The organism is Bowmanella yangjiangensis, from assembly GCF_018531185.1.
In the GTDB taxonomy this organism is placed as follows: Bacteria; Pseudomonadota; Gammaproteobacteria; order Enterobacterales; family Alteromonadaceae; genus Bowmanella; species Bowmanella yangjiangensis.
This window is the reverse complement of record NZ_JAHDJU010000001.1, coordinates 273,328-289,725: the sequence shown is the minus strand read 5'-3', so window position 1 is coordinate 289,725 and position 16,398 is coordinate 273,328. Positions and strand designations below refer to the sequence as shown.

The following is a 16,398-nucleotide window of genomic DNA, read 5'->3' as shown; positions in this document are numbered from 1 at the left end:
TATGTTTGAGGAAGAATCATGGCAAAACATCTGTTTACCTCAGAATCTGTATCCGAAGGCCATCCGGATAAGATTGCCGACCAGATTTCTGATGCGGTACTGGATGCGATCCTGACTCAGGACCCTAAGGCACGCGTTGCCTGCGAAACTTACGTAAAAACTGGTATGGTGTTGGTGGGTGGCGAAATAACCACTTCTGCCTGGGTAGATATTGAAGAACTGACCCGTAAAACCGTGCGCGAAATTGGCTATGTTCATTCAGATATGGGCTTTGATGCCGACTCTTGTGCCATTCTCAACGCTATTGGTAAACAAAGCCCGGATATTAATCAGGGTGTAGATCGCTCTCGCCCCGAAGAACAAGGTGCCGGTGACCAAGGCCTGATGTTTGGCTATGCCACCAATGAAACTGATGTCTTGATGCCTGCCCCTATTTTTTACTCACACCTGCTGGTAAAACGCCAGGCCCAAGTGCGTAAAAATGGCACCCTGAGCTGGCTGCGTCCGGACGCCAAGAGCCAGGTGACCTTTGCCTATGAGAACGGCAAACCTGTGGGTATTGATGCTGTGGTACTGTCGACCCAGCACTGTGATTCCATCTCCACCGCGGATCTGCAAGAAGCAGTGATGGAAGAGATCATCAAACCCGTGCTGCCAGCCCAGTGGCTGAGCAGCCAAACCAAGTTCTTTATCAACCCAACCGGCCGCTTTGTTATTGGTGGTCCTATGGGTGATTGCGGCCTGACCGGCCGTAAGATTATTGTCGATACCTACGGCGGCATGGCTCGCCATGGTGGTGGTGCCTTCTCCGGTAAGGACCCATCCAAAGTTGACCGTTCTGCGGCTTACGCTGGTCGTTATGTGGCCAAGAACATAGTTGCCGCAGGCTTGGCAGACAAATGTGAAATTCAGGTGTCCTACGCCATTGGGGTGGCAGAGCCCACTTCAATCAGCATTGACACTTTCGGCACAGGTAAAGTTGACGAAGCCACATTGATTGCACTGGTGCGCGAACATTTTGATCTGCGCCCTTATGGTCTGATCAAGATGCTGGATCTGGAACGCCCTATCTACCAGGCAACGGCCGCTTACGGTCACTTTGGTCGTGAGGAATTCCCCTGGGAAGCCACAGATAAAGCCGAGGCATTACGTCAGGGCTAGTAAATATAGCTAATTAAGTAAAAGCCGGACTTTGTCCGGCTTTTTTCTTTATAAATTAAAATGATAAATGTTCGGCCTATTTAACTTTTTCATTGTCCGTTTTTTTTACAAAATAAGTATAAAAAAGCAAAAAAAATACATAACCATATGATTCATATCAATATTACAAAATGGCACAAAGAGTGCTAAGACATCCCAGTGAAAATAAATTACAAGCACTTTGAGGGAATTTTGATGACATTTCGTAATAAGTTGATTGCCACTGCATTTATTGCTTTAACCAGCCTGAATATCCAGGCGGCCCCTATTACTTTCTTTGGCGAAGATTTAGGCTTGGGCGAAAGCACTGCCCTAAATGTGTTCCCTAACGCAACCACCGCAGAGAGCAGCTTTTTAAGCTACCTGAGTGGTGTTGGAACCGAGGATTTTGAGTCATTTAGTAATGGCACTAGTGCGCCATTGGCTTTGGATTTTGATGTTGCAGGAACCGCAACTTTAGGTGGTGGAGGTTCGGTTCAATCAGCACCTGTTGGCTCAACTAATGGTTATGGACGTTACGGCACCAGTGGCACAAATTACTGGCAAGCAAGCAGTACTTCTTTCACCATTGGCTTCTCAGCGCCTATAGCTGCTTTTGGTTTTTATGGTATTGATATCGGTGATTTTAATGGCCAGGTTGTGATTAATGTCACCTACTCAGATACCACGACAGAATCCTTTAACATTGGTAATAGCATCAACACCAGTGGTGGTGGCGTACTGTTCTGGGGGCTGATTAACCAAACCAAAACATTTACCAATCTGAGTTTTAGCAATACCTCAGGAAATGATTCTTTCGCCTTTGATGATATGACTATCGGTTCCGTTGAGCAGATCCGCGATACCAATCCGATTCCGGTTCCTGCCAGCATTTTGTTATTTGCTTTAGGTTTGTCTTGTCTGGTAAACCGCCGTCGTAAACAAAGCTAATTGATACCTACAAGAGACTGGAATCGTCTCTGTCATTTTAACACGCCGGATTATTCCGGCGTTTTTATTCATACAAACGGATAAAACGCCTTCTGGGATGCTTAACTCATCAGGTGTTCCAATCCGTCGGCCAGGCGTATCACCCAGCGCTTTTGCCAGTCACTCGAAGACTTTGCCAATAACCTATCTTCATATTCAAACAGATACTTGCTGCACTGATAACTCAGATAAGGCCAGGGTTCAGACTCCCAGCGCCGCAACCAAGCTGACGCTTTACCTTTATAGGCCCAAGGCATAGTCACCAGTTCATCCTCGGGTTTTGCAATAAGTGCCGCCAGGGTTTTACCAAACAGCATACTGGCCCCCACACCTTCCCCACCATAACCACCGAGCAGTGCCATACCACTGTCGGGGTCAAACAGGGCATGAGGACGAAAATGCCGGGACAGCGCCAGTGACCCACCCCAGCCATGGCTGACTTGCAGGTTGGCCAACTGCGGAAAAAATTCACCCAGTAAGTGAACGCGCAGGTCAAACTCATCCCCGACGGGTGGCGATGCTAAGGTTCTTGGCGTGAAGGCAAAAGATGTACGCACCTTACCGCCAAACCGGTAGCCTCCACGCGCCCCAAACACCAGACGATCATCAGCAGTGCGCTGCCCATAAGTTATCAGCCGCGAAGCATCGGCAAAAGTTTGCTGAGAACTCAGACCTATATTCTCCCATTGCTGCTTTTGCAAAGGCTCTGTGGCTATCAGCAGGCTTTGTACTGTCAGGGTGGCATTGGCATCCAATCCCAACAGCCTTTGATAGGCTTCCAGCGCAGATACGATTATCGGCGCTTTGACACTTCCTCTATGAGTTTTAACCCGCCCTTTAGTCACCTGCATAACCGGGCTTTGTTCATACAGAGTAACGCCGCACCGCTCAACGGCCCTGGCCAGACCGCGCGCCAACTTAAGGGGATGCACCCGGGCACAGTGGGGGCTATAAAGCGCGGCTTGAATATTGGGTAAATTCAGCGCCTCCCGGGCTTCTGACGCTGATAACAGGCGAAGATCATATTCGTCGAATCCAACTGACTGATAGTGCTGATATTCTTGCTGCATACGCTGATGCTGCTGCGGATAACGGGCCGCTGCATATAGATTACCGCCATGATAAAAGTCGCATTGGACTTGCATATCGGCAAGCGTACTGGCGGCCTGATTAACAAGGCCTGTGACAATAGCTTTGGCCCGACTTCGACGTTCACCAGCTAGCATACTGAGATAGCCTACATCACCACCAAAGCCACCAATCAGCCAGCCACCATTTCGCCCCGATGCCCCAGCCCCAGCAACTGCTGCGTCCAGCACGACCACATGTAAATCCGGTTGATATTGTTTCAAAAACCAGGCTGTCCATAAGCCGGAATAACCGGCGCCAAGGATCACAACATCAGCTTCAATCTGATCATGTAGCGCCTGGCGCGGCAAGATGTCTTCGCCAAGCGTGCAATACCATAAGCTGTCGGTTAAGCCGTTAATGGGCTGAGCAGGCTGGTTCATGATGACTGCCTGACCAGCAAATATATGCCGCCACCTAACATCAGTCCGCCGGTTATGCGCTGCCAGACAAGCCCCAAACGTTTACCGCCGAGTCGCACTGCCAAGGAACTTCCCAGCCAGGCATACAGCAATTTAACCCCACCTACAGCAAATAAGGTTAGAAAGAGCAAACAGATAAAATCGACAGCAGTGAAAACCTGTATGTCCACCACGCTGGGGAACAAACTGGCGTAAAACACTATGGCTTTGACATCTGCCAGAGTTAACAGCAAGCCACTTAGGTAACTGCTCCCCCAGACAGTTTTGCCAACAGATGAAGGTTGTTCCATACGCGTCTGACGTAACAGTTGCCAACCTAACCAGATAAGGTAGCACGCTGCAATAAGGCGGATAAGCGTAAACAGCTCTCCCAACCAATGGGCAAGGGCCGACATACCAACAATTGCCAAACCGGCAAAGAGCAAATCCGCGCTAACTATGCCCAGTGCCACCATCATGCCCTGCCGCACACCATGACTGGCACTGCGACTAACAACTAACGCGACACTGGCGCTAGGCAAAGCAGCGAGTAACAGCATGCTGGAAAACAGTATCATCATTTGCGTCAAGGTCATCAGCTGTCCTTGTGATCACAAGCTATGGTGGAAATTGCCACGTGCCTGAGCAAAAATAGCTCCAAGTATTCCATCATCAAGAGAAAACGGATGAAACTCAAGCATATCACTCTGGCAATTTGTACCGCCGCTTTACTGGCTTCCTGCGCCAAATCTCCAACAGGTCGTAACCAGTTAAAGCTTTATTCGTCCAGCCAACTGTCGGAGATGGGTAGCCAGGCCTTTGACAGTATGAAAACCGAGCAGAAAGTCTCAGCCAAGCAGGTGGAGAACCGTTACGTAAAATGCGTGGCGGAGAACATAGTGCATCAGGTACCGGATGGGGTGTTTAACGGACAATGGGAAGTAGTGGTGTTTGAGGATGACCAGGTTAACGCCTTTGCCCTGCCAGGCGGTAAAATTGGTGTATACACCGGCCTGCTCAAAGTTGCGCAAAATCAGAATCAGCTGGCGGCGGTTATCGGCCATGAGGTTGGCCATGTGATTGCTGAACATGGTAACGAGCGCATGTCTAATAGCGCCATTATCGGCATGGGGATGGAAGCCACAAACCAGATTCTGCAGGCCAAGCAGGTTGGACAAAGCAATATGATAATGGCTGGGTTAGGTCTGGCCACTCAGGTAGGTATTCAACTGCCTTTTAGCCGCACCCATGAATCCGAAGCCGACCTTATCGGCTTGCAGTTGATGGCCAGAGCCGGTTTTGACCCCGCTGAATCAGTTAAACTATGGGAAAACATGGAAAAAGCCAGTGGTGGTGAACGCCAGCCAGAGTTGCTATCCACTCACCCGGCCCCACAAACCCGCATTCAGTTATTGAGCAAAAACCTGCCCGCTGCCAATAAAGATTTTCAGGCCAGTCCCAATAAGCCTAACTGCCGGTAAACAATGTCGTTAACGACTTCAGATAAAAAAAGCCGCATTAAATGCGGCTTTTCTGATTCCCGGAAAGGGGTGCAAAACAATTAGTCTTGCTTGTGTAAATGCACATCCATTTGTGGGAATGGAATGCCGATGTTTTCTTCGTCGAAACGCAGCTTAATAGCTTCGGTCAGATCAAATTTCACCGCCCAAAAGTCTGCTGATTTCACCCAGGGACGCACCACAAAGTTCACGCTGCTGTCAGCCAGCTCAGATACCGCAACTTGCGGAGCTGGATCTTTCAGAATACGTGGGTCGGCCGCCAACATATCGGTGAGAATCTGCTTAGCCTTGCGCAAATCGCTGCCATAGCTGATACCAACCACCATATCCACACGGCGGGTTTCCATGGCTGAGAAATTAGTAATATTGCCGCCGTAAATAGCGCCGTTGGGTACGATCACCATTTTGTTATCAGGGGTGTTGAAGGTACTGGTAAAAATACCGATGTTCTTTACAGAGCCTGCCGTACCACCGGCTTCAACATAATCACCCGCTTTGAATGGGCGGAACACTAAAAGCATCACACCGGCCGCAAAGTTAGCCAGTGAGTCTTTCATCGACAAACCGATGGCCAGGCCAGCTGCACCCAGCAAAGCAACCAATGAGGTTGTATCAACCCCTAACTGATCCAAAGATGCCACCACCACAAAGAGCATCAGGATCGCATTCAAGATGGACTTAACAAAACCCACCAGCATGCTGTCATACTTAGAACGCGCCATCACTTTGCCAAACAGGCTAATCAGGATGCCAACGACGATGCGACCGACGATAAAGATCAGTAGCGCTAGGGCAATATTAATTCCCCAAGGAATGACATAGGTATTGACCATTTCGGTCATTTTTTCGGGTTGAAACATGGATGCTCTCCATAAAAAGCGATTTGAACTTATTGTTGTCACGCCAAACTTCCAGGCGGTCCTACTTGTGTTTCAGTAACACGCGTCAGCTAGCATAGTGCATACACGAGCCAACAAGCCAACATTCTATCACGTTATGGTCGGGTTTCGCCCCATGTTGTTCAGGGTTTAAAACCTATCCTAAAGCCGCCCCAATGGCGCCCTCGGACCCGGATTGGCACAGATAAATCGTGCATAATTTCTCCGGTATCACGTTTGTAGGTTTGCAACAGCATTGCATCGGTGTTGGCACCGCATCGCCGACCGGTTCGATCATCAAATATTCGCTTAGTACGATTATTTAGCAGGTCCTTGGCATAGTCACCGCTAAGAGGCTGGCTGTAACGGCTATTGTGGGTAGGGAAATAACCGTTCACATCCACAGCCCCGGCGTACAAGGCATCTTTAATCCGAGCCAATATCGGCTCCTGAATAGACGGAAAATGTTGGTCAGTGAATTTATCGTAACTGGTGTGATACTTAACCGGATTTGTTCCAGAGATAGCCTGGTAGTTCTGGTCAAACACCTGGCTATCGGTAAGCGTCCCCTTGGCCAGAGCCTGCTCAAACAAATCGGCAATATCAGCAGCAGCCTGCTGCGCCTGGCGGAATACCGGCAAATAAAAGCTATCCTGCGCATATTCAGCCAGATCCCGAAAAATACTTTCGGTCTGTTCTGATAAATGGGTTGCCTGCTCAGCCACCGTCAGGCCATTGGCTTCGATGCTGGATAAAACCTGGCTGATACTGGCAATAGCGGCACGAATATCCTCGCTGCTGGAGGTTAGATTACCACTGGCATCGACCATTTGCTGGATGTTCGCAGACACACCAGCCACATCCTGACTGATCTGCTCAAATCCACCGCACAATTGCTGCAATTCATCTTTGACTTGGAATCCTGACTTCTCAATATCCTGCATCAATGCACTGGTTTGCTGGCTTTGCTTATGCACAGTGCCGAGCATACGGGCGATATCTTCCGTTGCTCCTGCGGTTTTACCTGCCAGTGCTCTGACTTCGTCAGCAACCACAGCAAAACCGCGGCCTTGCTCACCGGCTCTGGCCGCTTCAATAGCCGCATTCAACGCCAGTAAGTTAGTCTGCTCAGCGACCTGGTTTATTACATCGGTAATGCGCTGAATGTCATCCGCGCTTTCTCGCAACTGCTGCAGATGCAGCACCGCTTCGGAAATAGAAGCCACCAGTTGTTCAATACGAACGGCATTTTCACGCAACTTTTGATGCGCGTGTCGACTGGCTTCATCGGTCTGCTGATAAGTACTGCCAACCTGTTCCAGAGACTCATTTAACGCCAGGCTGACTCTATTTTGTTCATTTGTGGCTCTACCAATTTGCTGGCTGTCTTCAACACTTTTGCCCAGCTCTTTAATTAACCCATCGATGCAGAATGAGACATCCGCAGCACCTATGGCCATTCGGGATGTGGCGGCTATAACGCTGTCCACTTCTGGCAAACTAGCAGCTCGCTCTTTGTTGGCTTGCAATTGCGAATTCTTAGACGCGGATTTTCCAAACCAGAAAACACAGCAAAAGAAAATCACCGTAGTAGTAGCAATCACGATATAATCCTGAGCGCCAGTCATAAACAAAACACTCTGAACCACCACAAACAAAACGGTACAAATAAAGGCGCGGATGAAAGGCTGAGCCATGCTAATCTCCTGATTCCCTTATGCCTTTTTCGTGAGTATTGCCTTAAAAGTCAATGTCTCAAGGATGATTACCGACTAAAGTTTAATCGAAAATTGCTAATATTCTGCATATGGAATAGCAATCTATAGGTGGTGAAGTACAAATGGGTTGGTGTTTGACAAGCAGTCGTTCAGGTAGAAGATTTTGACCATTTTTGTTTCGCAATTCCTATTCTCCATACATCTCCAGCGTATTCTGCCCGCAGTAATACTGAGCATCTCAGCATTCCTATTCAGTGCAGCAGGTATTGCGGAAGAAGTAATGTCTCTGGAAATTCAGGGAGCTTCTGACAATCAGCAAAAGAACATTGTCGCTCACTTAGGTTCCCTACCCCAGGCACCTGCCCAGGTTAACCGATTCATCGCTAAGGCTCGCGAACGTTCTATCGCCGCCATGATTGCTCTGGGTTATAACAACGCTGAAATCACTACGAAAGTTGATCACGAAGCACAGCCAATTAAACTGATTGTTTCTGTTAAACCAGGTCCCGCTACCCACATCAGCCAGATGGATATTCAGGTAACTGGTGATGCCGTGAATGATGATAGCTTTCAACGCTTTATTGCCAGCCTACAGACTCATCAGGGCAGCATATTGAATCATGGTGAATATGAAAGCTGGAAAACAGAATTACAAAACTATGCACGCAGCAATGGTTACCTGGCCGGTACCTGGCTGCACCACGAAATACTGGTAGACAGCGCACGGCAACAAGCCGAAGTACACCTAGGCTACGATGCAGGTGTCCGCCATAAACTGGGGAAGATAACATTTCAGGGTTCGGATGTAGCGCCAGAGTTATTGGCCCGCTTATCCCCCTTGTCAGCGGGCGAGCACTATCAAAGTAGTCACTTAAGTAATCTGGAGTCCGCTCTGCGCCGCTCCGGGTATTTCGCCGATGTGCTAGTTACTCCTGATCTAAACGCCATTGATGAGCAGCAAGTACCGGTCACCGTCAACCTGCGTGATGCGCCAACACATAGCCTGAAAGTGGGGTTGGGGTATGTCACAGATACCGGCCCCAGAGCTCAATTTAACTGGCGTACCCCCAGAGTAAATCGCTGGGGGCACAGCCAGGAAACGACCCTTCGCTATTCAACAGTAAATCCATACGCCAACTTTCTTTATCAAATCCCAGGGGAAGATCCGCTTACCCAAACCTATCAGCTAATGCTGGGGCTGGAACAAAATGACTACGGTGATATCAGCAGTACACTGCGACATGCCGCGGTTATCAGCCAGTCCACCAAACACAAATGGGTATGGGCGGCGCAGACGCGTTGGCTGGAAGAAAAATGGAGTCTGGATGGATTGGACTTTCAGGCCGGTTACCTGCTGCCGGGACTCACCCTGTCACGTACCAAACGCCATGGTCCGATTCGCGACCCAGAAGAAGGCTTTATGCAAACTTACCAAATTGAGGCCACCGATAAGGCACTTGGTTCTGACGGCCGTTTACTGAGGATGACCGGGTTTTGGAAATGGCTGTCACGCTTCGGTGAGCATAGGTTTGTGATTAAAGGTCAGGCCGGTATTAATATTACCGGTCTGGACTCGGTAGAAGATCTGGCTCCATCCTTACGCTTTTTTGCCGGTGGCGATCAGAGCATCCGCGGATTTGATTACAACAGCCTGGGTCCCACCGCCGAAGTACAAACCAGTGAAGGCTTGCAAACCAAGGTAGTAGGCGGAAAGATGCTCGCCGTAGGTTCGGTCGAATACCAATATTACCTGACCCCAAATTGGCGCATGGCTATTTTTACCGATGCAGGAAATGCCTTTAACCGACACTATTTCAAGCCGGTGCAGTCCGTCGGCACAGGGATTCACTGGCTGTCTCCGGTAGGTGCAGTTAGATTTGAGCTGGCCTATGGTATCAGCGAGGAAGATCCACCCTGGCGGATACATATCAGCATGGGGGCCGAGCTGTAATGGCGTTTCATATCTCCTATAAACAGCTGCTTCGTCGTTTGCTGGTTGGTCTGGCAACCTTGCTTTGCATGGTGGCGGGCTTGGTTTATTGGCTGACTGGCACAGAATCCGGCACGGGTTGGTTGCTTAATCAGGCCAAAGCTCATGTCCCAGGACTAAAAAACGGCGCGCATCAGGGAAGCCTGTTGTATGGCTTACAGCTTTCGGATTTCAGTTATCAGCAACCCGGCTTACTCGTGTCCGCAGGCCGGATTGAGTTGGATATTTCTGCGCGAGCCCTGCTACTGCCACATATTGTTGTGCAGCAGCTAAATATCACCGATTTGTTTGTCGAGGTTGAACAGACAGACACTGCAGCCACCACACCATCTCCGTCACAGCCTCCTTCGGCCATTGCGCTACCGGATTGGCTGCCCACATCACGAATTCAACAGCTGCAGATTGAACACAGCCAGCTCAAGCTACCGGGCCTGGCCATTGCCTGGAATAACCTCAACCTGAATGCAGGATTGAAAGATAAGTTGTTCACCCTCAACAACTTGTATCTGAATGGCTTGCGACTGCAACTGAATGACAGTTCACAGCCCGCACAGCCAAGCACCGACTGGCCGCTAGCAGCGCTACCCGACTTGCCCGCTCCTATCAACATACGTCTGAATGACATTCAGTTGGAAGACGCACAAATAATCCAGGCCGGACAAAAGATACAAATCAACCATGCCATGCTGCAAATGCAATGGCTGGATACCAAGCTGGCGATTGACCGATTGGAGGTCCGCAGCCAACAACTTGGCACTGTGGATTTGCGCGGCAGCGCAGTGCTTAACAGACCTTACCAGGTAAATCTTGAGGCCAGTGTGCTACCGGCAGAAGACTTGTTACCCATGCCGCTTAGCACTAAGCCTATAGGTGTGAATGTATCTGGCTCGCTGGAAAAACTGCTGGTAGAGGTCAAAGAACCCGCTCTGACCGCCCTCAATCTGCACGCCGAGGCCGATGTTACCCAGTCTGAGCTACCCTTTTCTGCCGCCCTGGATGTTAATACCGCCCCCTTAGTGCCGCTGCTCGAGTTACCAGAACAAGCCGAGTTCCAGTCCGGAAAACTGACACTCATCGCCAGCGGCAATCTTCAGCAGCAACGCGCTGATCTTTCACTGATGTTCTCTGGTTTTGGCTTTGGCCAAACATCCGCGGCCCAGCTATCGCTGAAGGCCCAACATCAGCCAGGCCAAATAGAGTCGTTAAAGATAGATTTCATAGACCCGGTAAGTAGCTCAGCAGCAAGAGTAAATGGTGAACTGCAATACGGACAAAGCTGGCAGTGGCAGATACAAGGGCAATTGCACAATCTGCAACTTAACAGCCCGCTGTTGCCGGTAACTGGCGTGTTACAGGGCAGCCTGAATAACAGCGGAACATGGTCAAACCAAGGATGGCGCATACATATTGATGATACGCAGCTCGCGGGCAGCCTCAATGACACGCCACTGCGCTTATCCGCCATAGCGGATATCAGTCAACAGGAACAGCTACAGGTGAGTAATCTGGATCTGCGGCTGGAAGCCTTTAACAGTACCCTGAAGCTAACAGGTACTGCAGATCAACAGTGGCAACTGCAAGGCAAACTGTTCAGTGACAATCTGTCTGCCCTACCAATCAATGCCCAAGGGCAGATTGAAGCCGACTTTCGCGTCAGCGGCGAGCTAATGAAGCCGCTGGTGGAAATGAACGGCAAGGTAAAGCAACTGCATGTCGACAGCTTATCTGTGCAAGATATGGGCTTAGCTGCAAACTACCGCCCTATGCAGCAACACGCAGGCGACCTCTCGATCCAATTCCCCAATATCGTGCTAAGTAATGATCAGCATATTCATGGGCAGCTTAATTTAGGCGGTGACGCGCACTCACACCAACTGCAGTTAGAAATTGGCGGAGACATCAACGCCAACCTGCTGATGCAGGGGAGCGCCGATCTGGAACAGCAACATTGGTTTGGGAAAATTCTCGAAGCCGACAGCCGCATGTTCGGCGAGCACTGGCGCCTGTCAGCCCCTATCGAGTTAGACCTGACCGAAACAACCCAGACCCTGTCAGCCCATTGCTGGAATGGCAATTTCAGTCAGTTGTGTCTGCAACAGGGGCTGCAATTTCCTGGTAATCAGCCCATTGAGCTAAGCGCCGACGTTGACTACGGGCGCTGGAGCTCCGGCAAGCTCAACGGCCAGGAGTTGTCAGGCAATGCACACCTATCCGCCAGTTTGGCTTATCCCGAACAGGGCCCTATGCAATTGCATGTCACCTTAAATTCCAGTGCAGGTCATCTACTGCAGCAGTGGGAGGACGACATGTTACCCCTACTGGACTGGCAGGCAGGAACCTTTAAGTTGGACTCCCAAGACGACGGTAGCTTGCAACTTTCCGGTCAGCTACAGAGTAAAGCAGGGCAGGACTTACTGACGCTAAATGGTCAGTTAGGTAACAAAGCCGATGCCGATATTAGCGCCAACTTATATTTGGCACCTTTACCGCTGGAAGGCTTTGTTAACCTGGTACCACAACTGAGCAAGTTGACCGGGCTGCTGTCTGCAGACATACAAGTGCAAGGCAAACTAAATGCCCCACGTCTGCATGGCAAGATATCCCTTGAAGACACGGCATTAGTGGTGGCCAGTAGCCAAACCGCAGTAGACAAGCTGACCCTCAATGTCAGTTTCGCAGATACCCAAACCGAATTTGATGGTCAATTCGCCATGGGCTCAGGCCAAGCGAAACTGCAAGGTAGCAGCCACTGGGATGCCAGCCAGTCTGACTGGCAAAACGCCTTAACACTTCAAGCCAAACTGGAGGGGCAGGCTCTGCAACTACAAGCCCTGCCTGAACTGCAGGCCAGTATCAGCCCGCATTTGGATATCCGTTTTGAACAGGGTTTGCATCTACAAGGTAAAGTTAACGTGGATAATGGCCGCTTAACCTTGCAGGAACTGCCCGCATCAGCAGTAGCTGTGTCGCAGGATATGCGTCTGGTTAATCAACAAGATATCCAGCAAAGTGCACCACTTCCCATCAACCTGCAATTGGATGTTGAGTTGGTCGACCCCTTTGCGATCAGTGGTTTTGGCTTTAACGGCAAAATTGACGGCAGCCTGACTGCCCGGCAGAAATCGCCGGATCCCTTGGAGCTTTTTGGCGCCCTGACCTTTACCGAGGGGTTATACAAAGCCTATGGACAGAACCTGGAAGTTAAATCAGGACGGCTGCAGTTCCTTGGCCAGGCCAGCAACCCTACAGTGCAATTACAAGCTATTCGTCCATTGAAAGGTACGGGGGTTGAAGCCGGTATCGAGGTAAGTGGTCCGGTTAGTGGGTTGCAGGTCAGACTGTTCTCTAATCCAAGCATGGAGCAAAGTACGATCCTGTCGTACATCTTGCGCGGCAAGCCACCAGGAGCCGGTGGCGAGTCAGATGGTCGCTCTATGGCACTGCTGATGGCAGCGAACCAAGGCATAGGCATCACCGGTGCCAGTGGCCTGACGGACGCACTGAATAACATTCCATTAATCAGTGACATTACCCTGGATACCGAAACCGACGCGGCCAGCGGCGACAGTCTGGCCACGGTCAGCGGCTATATAGGGGAACGGATTTACCTGAAATATGGCGTAGGCATTCTCGAGCCAGTAACACAAATTACCGTGCGCTTTTATCTGATGAATCAGCTTTGGCTGGAAGCCGTGAGCAGTCTCGAGCGTTCGATGGATTTGTACTACAGCTTTGAGGTTAAGTGAGTCAATTCCCCTCTATTCTGGCTACATTCTCCTCATTGCAGAGAATGTAGCCCAAGCATGTTGCCTTCTGTGTCGAAAATCAGACTGATAAAGCCGTATTGGCCAATCGACATTTTGCTTCGCTGTACCTGGCCGCCAGCTTCCTTCACCCGCGACTCTTCCACCGCACAGTCCTGACAACTGAAATACACCAAGGTGCTATTTCCGCCGGAACTCATGCCTGGCATATAAACCAACGTTCCCCCAGCACCGTATTGCGTCATATCATTGGGAAACGCCCACATTTCAATGTCTGGCACGGGAAGCTTGTCTAATTTAATTGCCAGCACCTGTTCATAGAAGCGCCTGGCCCGCTGAATATCCTGCACATAGATCTCAAACCAACCGACCGGATTTACCATAAGCCTTTTATCTCTATCAAAGTGAAAACAAAGAGTATGCACCAGTGGCAGCAATCCGCCAGTCATGCGGGGCCAGCAGGTGCATACAAGCCCACTTTGGCTTAGACTTGCCAACCAGACGTTCTAACCCTATCGCAAAAGCACCATGCAAATTCCGAGAATTTACTGCCCCGGCCTTTTGGCTGTCGAACAAACCCTACAACTAGACAAAGACGCCGCCAACCATGTGGGAAACGTATTAAGACTGCGTGAAGGTCATCCTCTGGTGTTATTCAATGGCGACGGCAATGAGTATCCCGCCACCTTACATAAGGTTGAGAAGCGTGCCGTTTGGGTGCAGGTGGACGCAAAATTGCAAATGGGCTGCGAATCACCACTGCGCATCCACTTGGGCCAGGGGATCTCCAAAGGCGAGCGTATGGACTTTGTTCTACAAAAATCCGTAGAGCTGGGCGTGACGGAAATAACCCCACTGATCACTGAACGTTGCGTGGTGCGTCTGGACGAACAACGCTGGCAGAAGAAGCACCAGCAATGGCAGAAGATCATTCAAAGCGCCTGTGAACAATGTGGACGCAACGTCATTCCTACTCTGCATCCTGTTACTGCCCTGTCTCAATGGCTGCAGCAATCGACTAACGAGCTGCGCCTGACTCTCGACCCGAGAGCAGAAAAACGTATGGCCGATTTAACGCTTCCAACCCAAGGAGTACGACTACTCATAGGTCCTGAAGGGGGCTTTGCCGACCAGGAACTGTACCTGACCGAGCAAGGCGGATTTAAATCGGTTCTGCTCGGTCCGCGGGTACTACGCACCGAGACAGCAGCCTTAACGGCCATTGCCAATCTGCAAGGTCGTTTCGGTGATCTGTAAGCAATATTGAGCAGCCTGCGCAGCACGTCAGGAATCAAACAAAACAGTTGAGTGTTTAATGTCCAACAGGCATGCTTGGCACTCCAACCCGATGCCATCATCATGGAAAGGATGTATGCCAAGTTTAGCTTCAGTGCATAGTCAATTGGACAGCCAAGACCTAAGTGCCATTTGTCAGACCGCCGTCGAAACGGGCCGCAACAACGCCTTTAACCTTTGGGTGATGGGTGCGTCGCTGGATAAGGTGTTAAGCGCGTTGGTCAGCGCCATAGAATCAGCCAGTGAAGATTTGCGCTGTTCCATTATGCTGATGAATCCTGACGGCAAAAGTATGTCGTCTTTGGTTGGGCCTAGTATGCCCAGGGATTACATGCAGGCGGTTGACGGTATAGAAATTGGTCCAACGGTCGGCTCCTGTGGTGCAAGCGCTTATTTGCGAGAAGCTGTGGTGGTACCGGATATCCAGAACCATCCAAACTGGGCCCCCTACAAAACACTCTGTCATAAGGCCGGATTAAGGGCATGTTGGTCAAGCCCCATTTTTGCCTCCGATGGGCGAGTGCTGGGCACTTTTGGCATGTACTACTCGACAGTCAGGGAGCCGACTCCTCAGGATCTTGAACTCATACGTATTGAAGCCAGCATAGCCTCACTGATTATCGAGAAGATGCAGGCCTCTGAGCAACTAAGTCAGGCAAAGCGCGACCTTGAGCAACAAGTGCAAAAACGCACTCGTGAACTGACACAATCCAATAAGAAGCTGCGTTTGGCCTTGGCTCAGCGTTCTGAAGTTCAGCAACATCTGCTGGAGATAGAAAACCTCGCCTCACTTGGCAGCATGATGTCGAGCCTGACCCATGAGGTGAATACGCCAATAGGGGTAGCCGTTACCGCAGCCAGCCATTTACGCGGCCAATTGCACAAAACCAATCAGCTTTTTGAACAAAATAAACTGACTCGCTCAGCCCTGCGGGCCTTTTATGAAGAATCGGCTGAAGCCATGCAGATCATTGAGCGCAACTTGCAACGCAGTGCGGAGCTCGTCAGCACCTTTAAGCAGTTGTCCCTCGACCAGCATAATCAGGAGATTCGCAGCTTTAATTTGAGTAGCTACGTCGGTGAAATCCTATTGTCGTTAAAACCCAAGCTGAAATACCACAAATTGCAGTTTTGCCTGGATCTTGACCCCGACCTGGAGATAGACAGCTACCCGGGAGCCATTAGCCAAATTCTGGTCAACTTAATAATGAATACTGTCCAACATGCTTTTGAACAAGGCCAGCCCGGCCAAGTGCACCTGAACGTCAGGTTGCACAAAGGACAGCTTGAGTTGCAATTTAAGGATAATGGTAAAGGAATGAGTCGGGAAACCCTCAGCCATGTATTTGAGCCTTTTTTCACTTCGGCCAGACAAACCGGAGGCAGCGGACTAGGGCTGCACATCTGTAAGGATCTGGTGGAAAAAGTTTTAAAAGGAAAAATTGCATGCCAGTCTTCACCCGGTCAGGGAAGCCTGTTTAACATCAGCTTCCCCGTCTGACTGCGAAAATTCGGCGGACAGCCTTATTGTGGC

Annotated in this window: 12 protein-coding genes; 7 read left to right on the top strand and 5 right to left on the bottom strand. The window is 50.2% G+C overall.

Annotated features, from left to right (window positions below; translation table 11 throughout):
* Positions 1–18 precede the first annotated feature (18 nt).
* Together metK and KJY73_RS01340 are read left to right on the top strand one after the other, a co-directional pair.
* Positions 19–1,161 carry a methionine adenosyltransferase gene (metK, locus tag KJY73_RS01345; RefSeq protein WP_214339535.1) on the top strand — a complete coding sequence of 381 codons (1,143 nt, stop codon included), beginning with the start codon at positions 19–21 and terminating at the stop codon, positions 1,159–1,161.
* 234 nt (positions 1,162–1,395) lie between these two features.
* The gene (locus tag KJY73_RS01340) at positions 1,396–2,130 is read left to right on the top strand and encodes a PEP-CTERM sorting domain-containing protein (protein ID WP_214339534.1); all 735 of its coding nucleotides are present in this window, start codon (positions 1,396–1,398) and stop codon (positions 2,128–2,130) included.
* Between the two features lie 101 nt (positions 2,131–2,231).
* On the opposite strand, the gene KJY73_RS01335 is transcribed toward KJY73_RS01340, so the two are convergent.
* Together KJY73_RS01335 and KJY73_RS01330 are read right to left on the bottom strand one after the other, a co-directional pair.
* The gene (locus KJY73_RS01335) at positions 2,232–3,680 is read right to left on the bottom strand and encodes an NAD(P)/FAD-dependent oxidoreductase (RefSeq protein ID WP_214339533.1); all 1,449 of its coding nucleotides are present in this window, start codon (positions 3,678–3,680) and stop codon (positions 2,232–2,234) included.
* Entirely contained in the window at positions 3,677–4,294 is a 618-nt protein-coding gene (locus KJY73_RS01330; protein WP_214339531.1) for a LysE family translocator, read from the bottom strand. The genes KJY73_RS01335 and KJY73_RS01330 overlap by 4 nt, the downstream gene beginning before the upstream one ends.
* 90 nt (positions 4,295–4,384) lie before the next feature.
* On the opposite strand from KJY73_RS01330, the gene KJY73_RS01325 reads away from it, so the two are divergent.
* Positions 4,385–5,179 carry a M48 family metallopeptidase gene (locus KJY73_RS01325; protein WP_206592169.1) on the top strand — a complete coding sequence of 265 codons (795 nt, stop codon included), beginning with the start codon at positions 4,385–4,387 and terminating at the stop codon, positions 5,177–5,179.
* An 80-nt stretch (positions 5,180–5,259) separates the two neighbouring features.
* On the opposite strand, the gene KJY73_RS01320 is transcribed toward KJY73_RS01325, so the two are convergent.
* On the bottom strand, positions 5,260–6,078 hold the full coding sequence (locus KJY73_RS01320; protein ID WP_214339529.1) for a mechanosensitive ion channel family protein: 819 nt from the start codon (positions 6,076–6,078) through the stop codon (positions 5,260–5,262).
* 161 nt (positions 6,079–6,239) lie between these two features.
* The gene (locus KJY73_RS01315; RefSeq protein ID WP_214339527.1) at positions 6,240–7,793 is read right to left on the bottom strand and encodes a methyl-accepting chemotaxis protein; all 1,554 of its coding nucleotides are present in this window, start codon (positions 7,791–7,793) and stop codon (positions 6,240–6,242) included.
* 301 nt (positions 7,794–8,094) lie between these two features.
* Between KJY73_RS01315 and KJY73_RS01310 the strand changes: the two genes are divergently transcribed.
* Both KJY73_RS01310 and KJY73_RS01305 read left to right on the top strand, forming a co-directional pair.
* Entirely contained in the window at positions 8,095–9,765 is a 1,671-nt protein-coding gene (locus KJY73_RS01310; protein WP_214339519.1) for an autotransporter assembly complex protein TamA, read from the top strand.
* Complete coding sequence (locus KJY73_RS01305; protein ID WP_214339517.1) at positions 9,765–13,550, top strand: translocation/assembly module TamB domain-containing protein; 3,786 nt, start codon at positions 9,765–9,767, stop codon at positions 13,548–13,550. The genes KJY73_RS01310 and KJY73_RS01305 overlap by 1 nt, the downstream gene beginning before the upstream one ends.
* Positions 13,551–13,582: 32 nt before the next feature.
* Here the strand turns inward: KJY73_RS01305 and KJY73_RS01300 are convergent, their stop codons facing one another.
* Positions 13,583–13,951 carry a VOC family protein gene (locus KJY73_RS01300; RefSeq protein WP_214339515.1) on the bottom strand — a complete coding sequence of 123 codons (369 nt, stop codon included), beginning with the start codon at positions 13,949–13,951 and terminating at the stop codon, positions 13,583–13,585.
* 145 nt (positions 13,952–14,096) lie between these two features.
* On the opposite strand from KJY73_RS01300, the gene KJY73_RS01295 reads away from it, so the two are divergent.
* Both KJY73_RS01295 and KJY73_RS01290 read left to right on the top strand, forming a co-directional pair.
* Positions 14,097–14,825: a 16S rRNA (uracil(1498)-N(3))-methyltransferase gene (locus tag KJY73_RS01295; RefSeq protein ID WP_214339514.1), complete on the top strand. Its 729-nt coding sequence runs from the start codon at positions 14,097–14,099 to the stop codon at positions 14,823–14,825.
* 115 nt (positions 14,826–14,940) lie between these two features.
* Positions 14,941–16,365 (top strand): ATP-binding protein, encoded by a 1,425-nt coding sequence (locus KJY73_RS01290; protein ID WP_214339512.1) that lies wholly within the window; start codon positions 14,941–14,943, stop codon positions 16,363–16,365.
* The last annotated feature ends 33 nt before the right edge of the window (positions 16,366–16,398 follow it).

Excerpts from the sequence above, each read along its gene's own strand:
- KJY73_RS01335 (WP_214339533.1), bottom strand. The coding sequence starts at position 3,680 with ATGAACCAGCCTGCTCAGCCCATTAACGGCTTAACCGACAGCTTATGG.
- metK (WP_214339535.1), top strand. The coding sequence starts at position 19 with ATGGCAAAACATCTGTTTACCTCAGAATCTGTATCCGAAGGCCATCCG.
- KJY73_RS01310 (WP_214339519.1), top strand. The coding sequence starts at position 8,095 with ATGTCTCTGGAAATTCAGGGAGCTTCTGACAATCAGCAAAAGAACATT.
- KJY73_RS01330 (WP_214339531.1), bottom strand. The coding sequence starts at position 4,294 with ATGACCTTGACGCAAATGATGATACTGTTTTCCAGCATGCTGTTACTC.
- KJY73_RS01320 (WP_214339529.1), bottom strand. The coding sequence starts at position 6,078 with ATGTTTCAACCCGAAAAAATGACCGAAATGGTCAATACCTATGTCATT.
- KJY73_RS01300 (WP_214339515.1), bottom strand. The coding sequence starts at position 13,951 with ATGGTAAATCCGGTCGGTTGGTTTGAGATCTATGTGCAGGATATTCAG.
- KJY73_RS01305 (WP_214339517.1), top strand. The coding sequence starts at position 9,765 with ATGGCGTTTCATATCTCCTATAAACAGCTGCTTCGTCGTTTGCTGGTT.
- KJY73_RS01315 (WP_214339527.1), bottom strand. The coding sequence starts at position 7,793 with ATGGCTCAGCCTTTCATCCGCGCCTTTATTTGTACCGTTTTGTTTGTG.
- KJY73_RS01290 (WP_214339512.1), top strand. The coding sequence starts at position 14,941 with ATGCCAAGTTTAGCTTCAGTGCATAGTCAATTGGACAGCCAAGACCTA.
- KJY73_RS01340 (WP_214339534.1), top strand. The coding sequence starts at position 1,396 with ATGACATTTCGTAATAAGTTGATTGCCACTGCATTTATTGCTTTAACC.
- KJY73_RS01325 (WP_206592169.1), top strand. The coding sequence starts at position 4,385 with ATGAAACTCAAGCATATCACTCTGGCAATTTGTACCGCCGCTTTACTG.
- KJY73_RS01295 (WP_214339514.1), top strand. The coding sequence starts at position 14,097 with ATGCAAATTCCGAGAATTTACTGCCCCGGCCTTTTGGCTGTCGAACAA.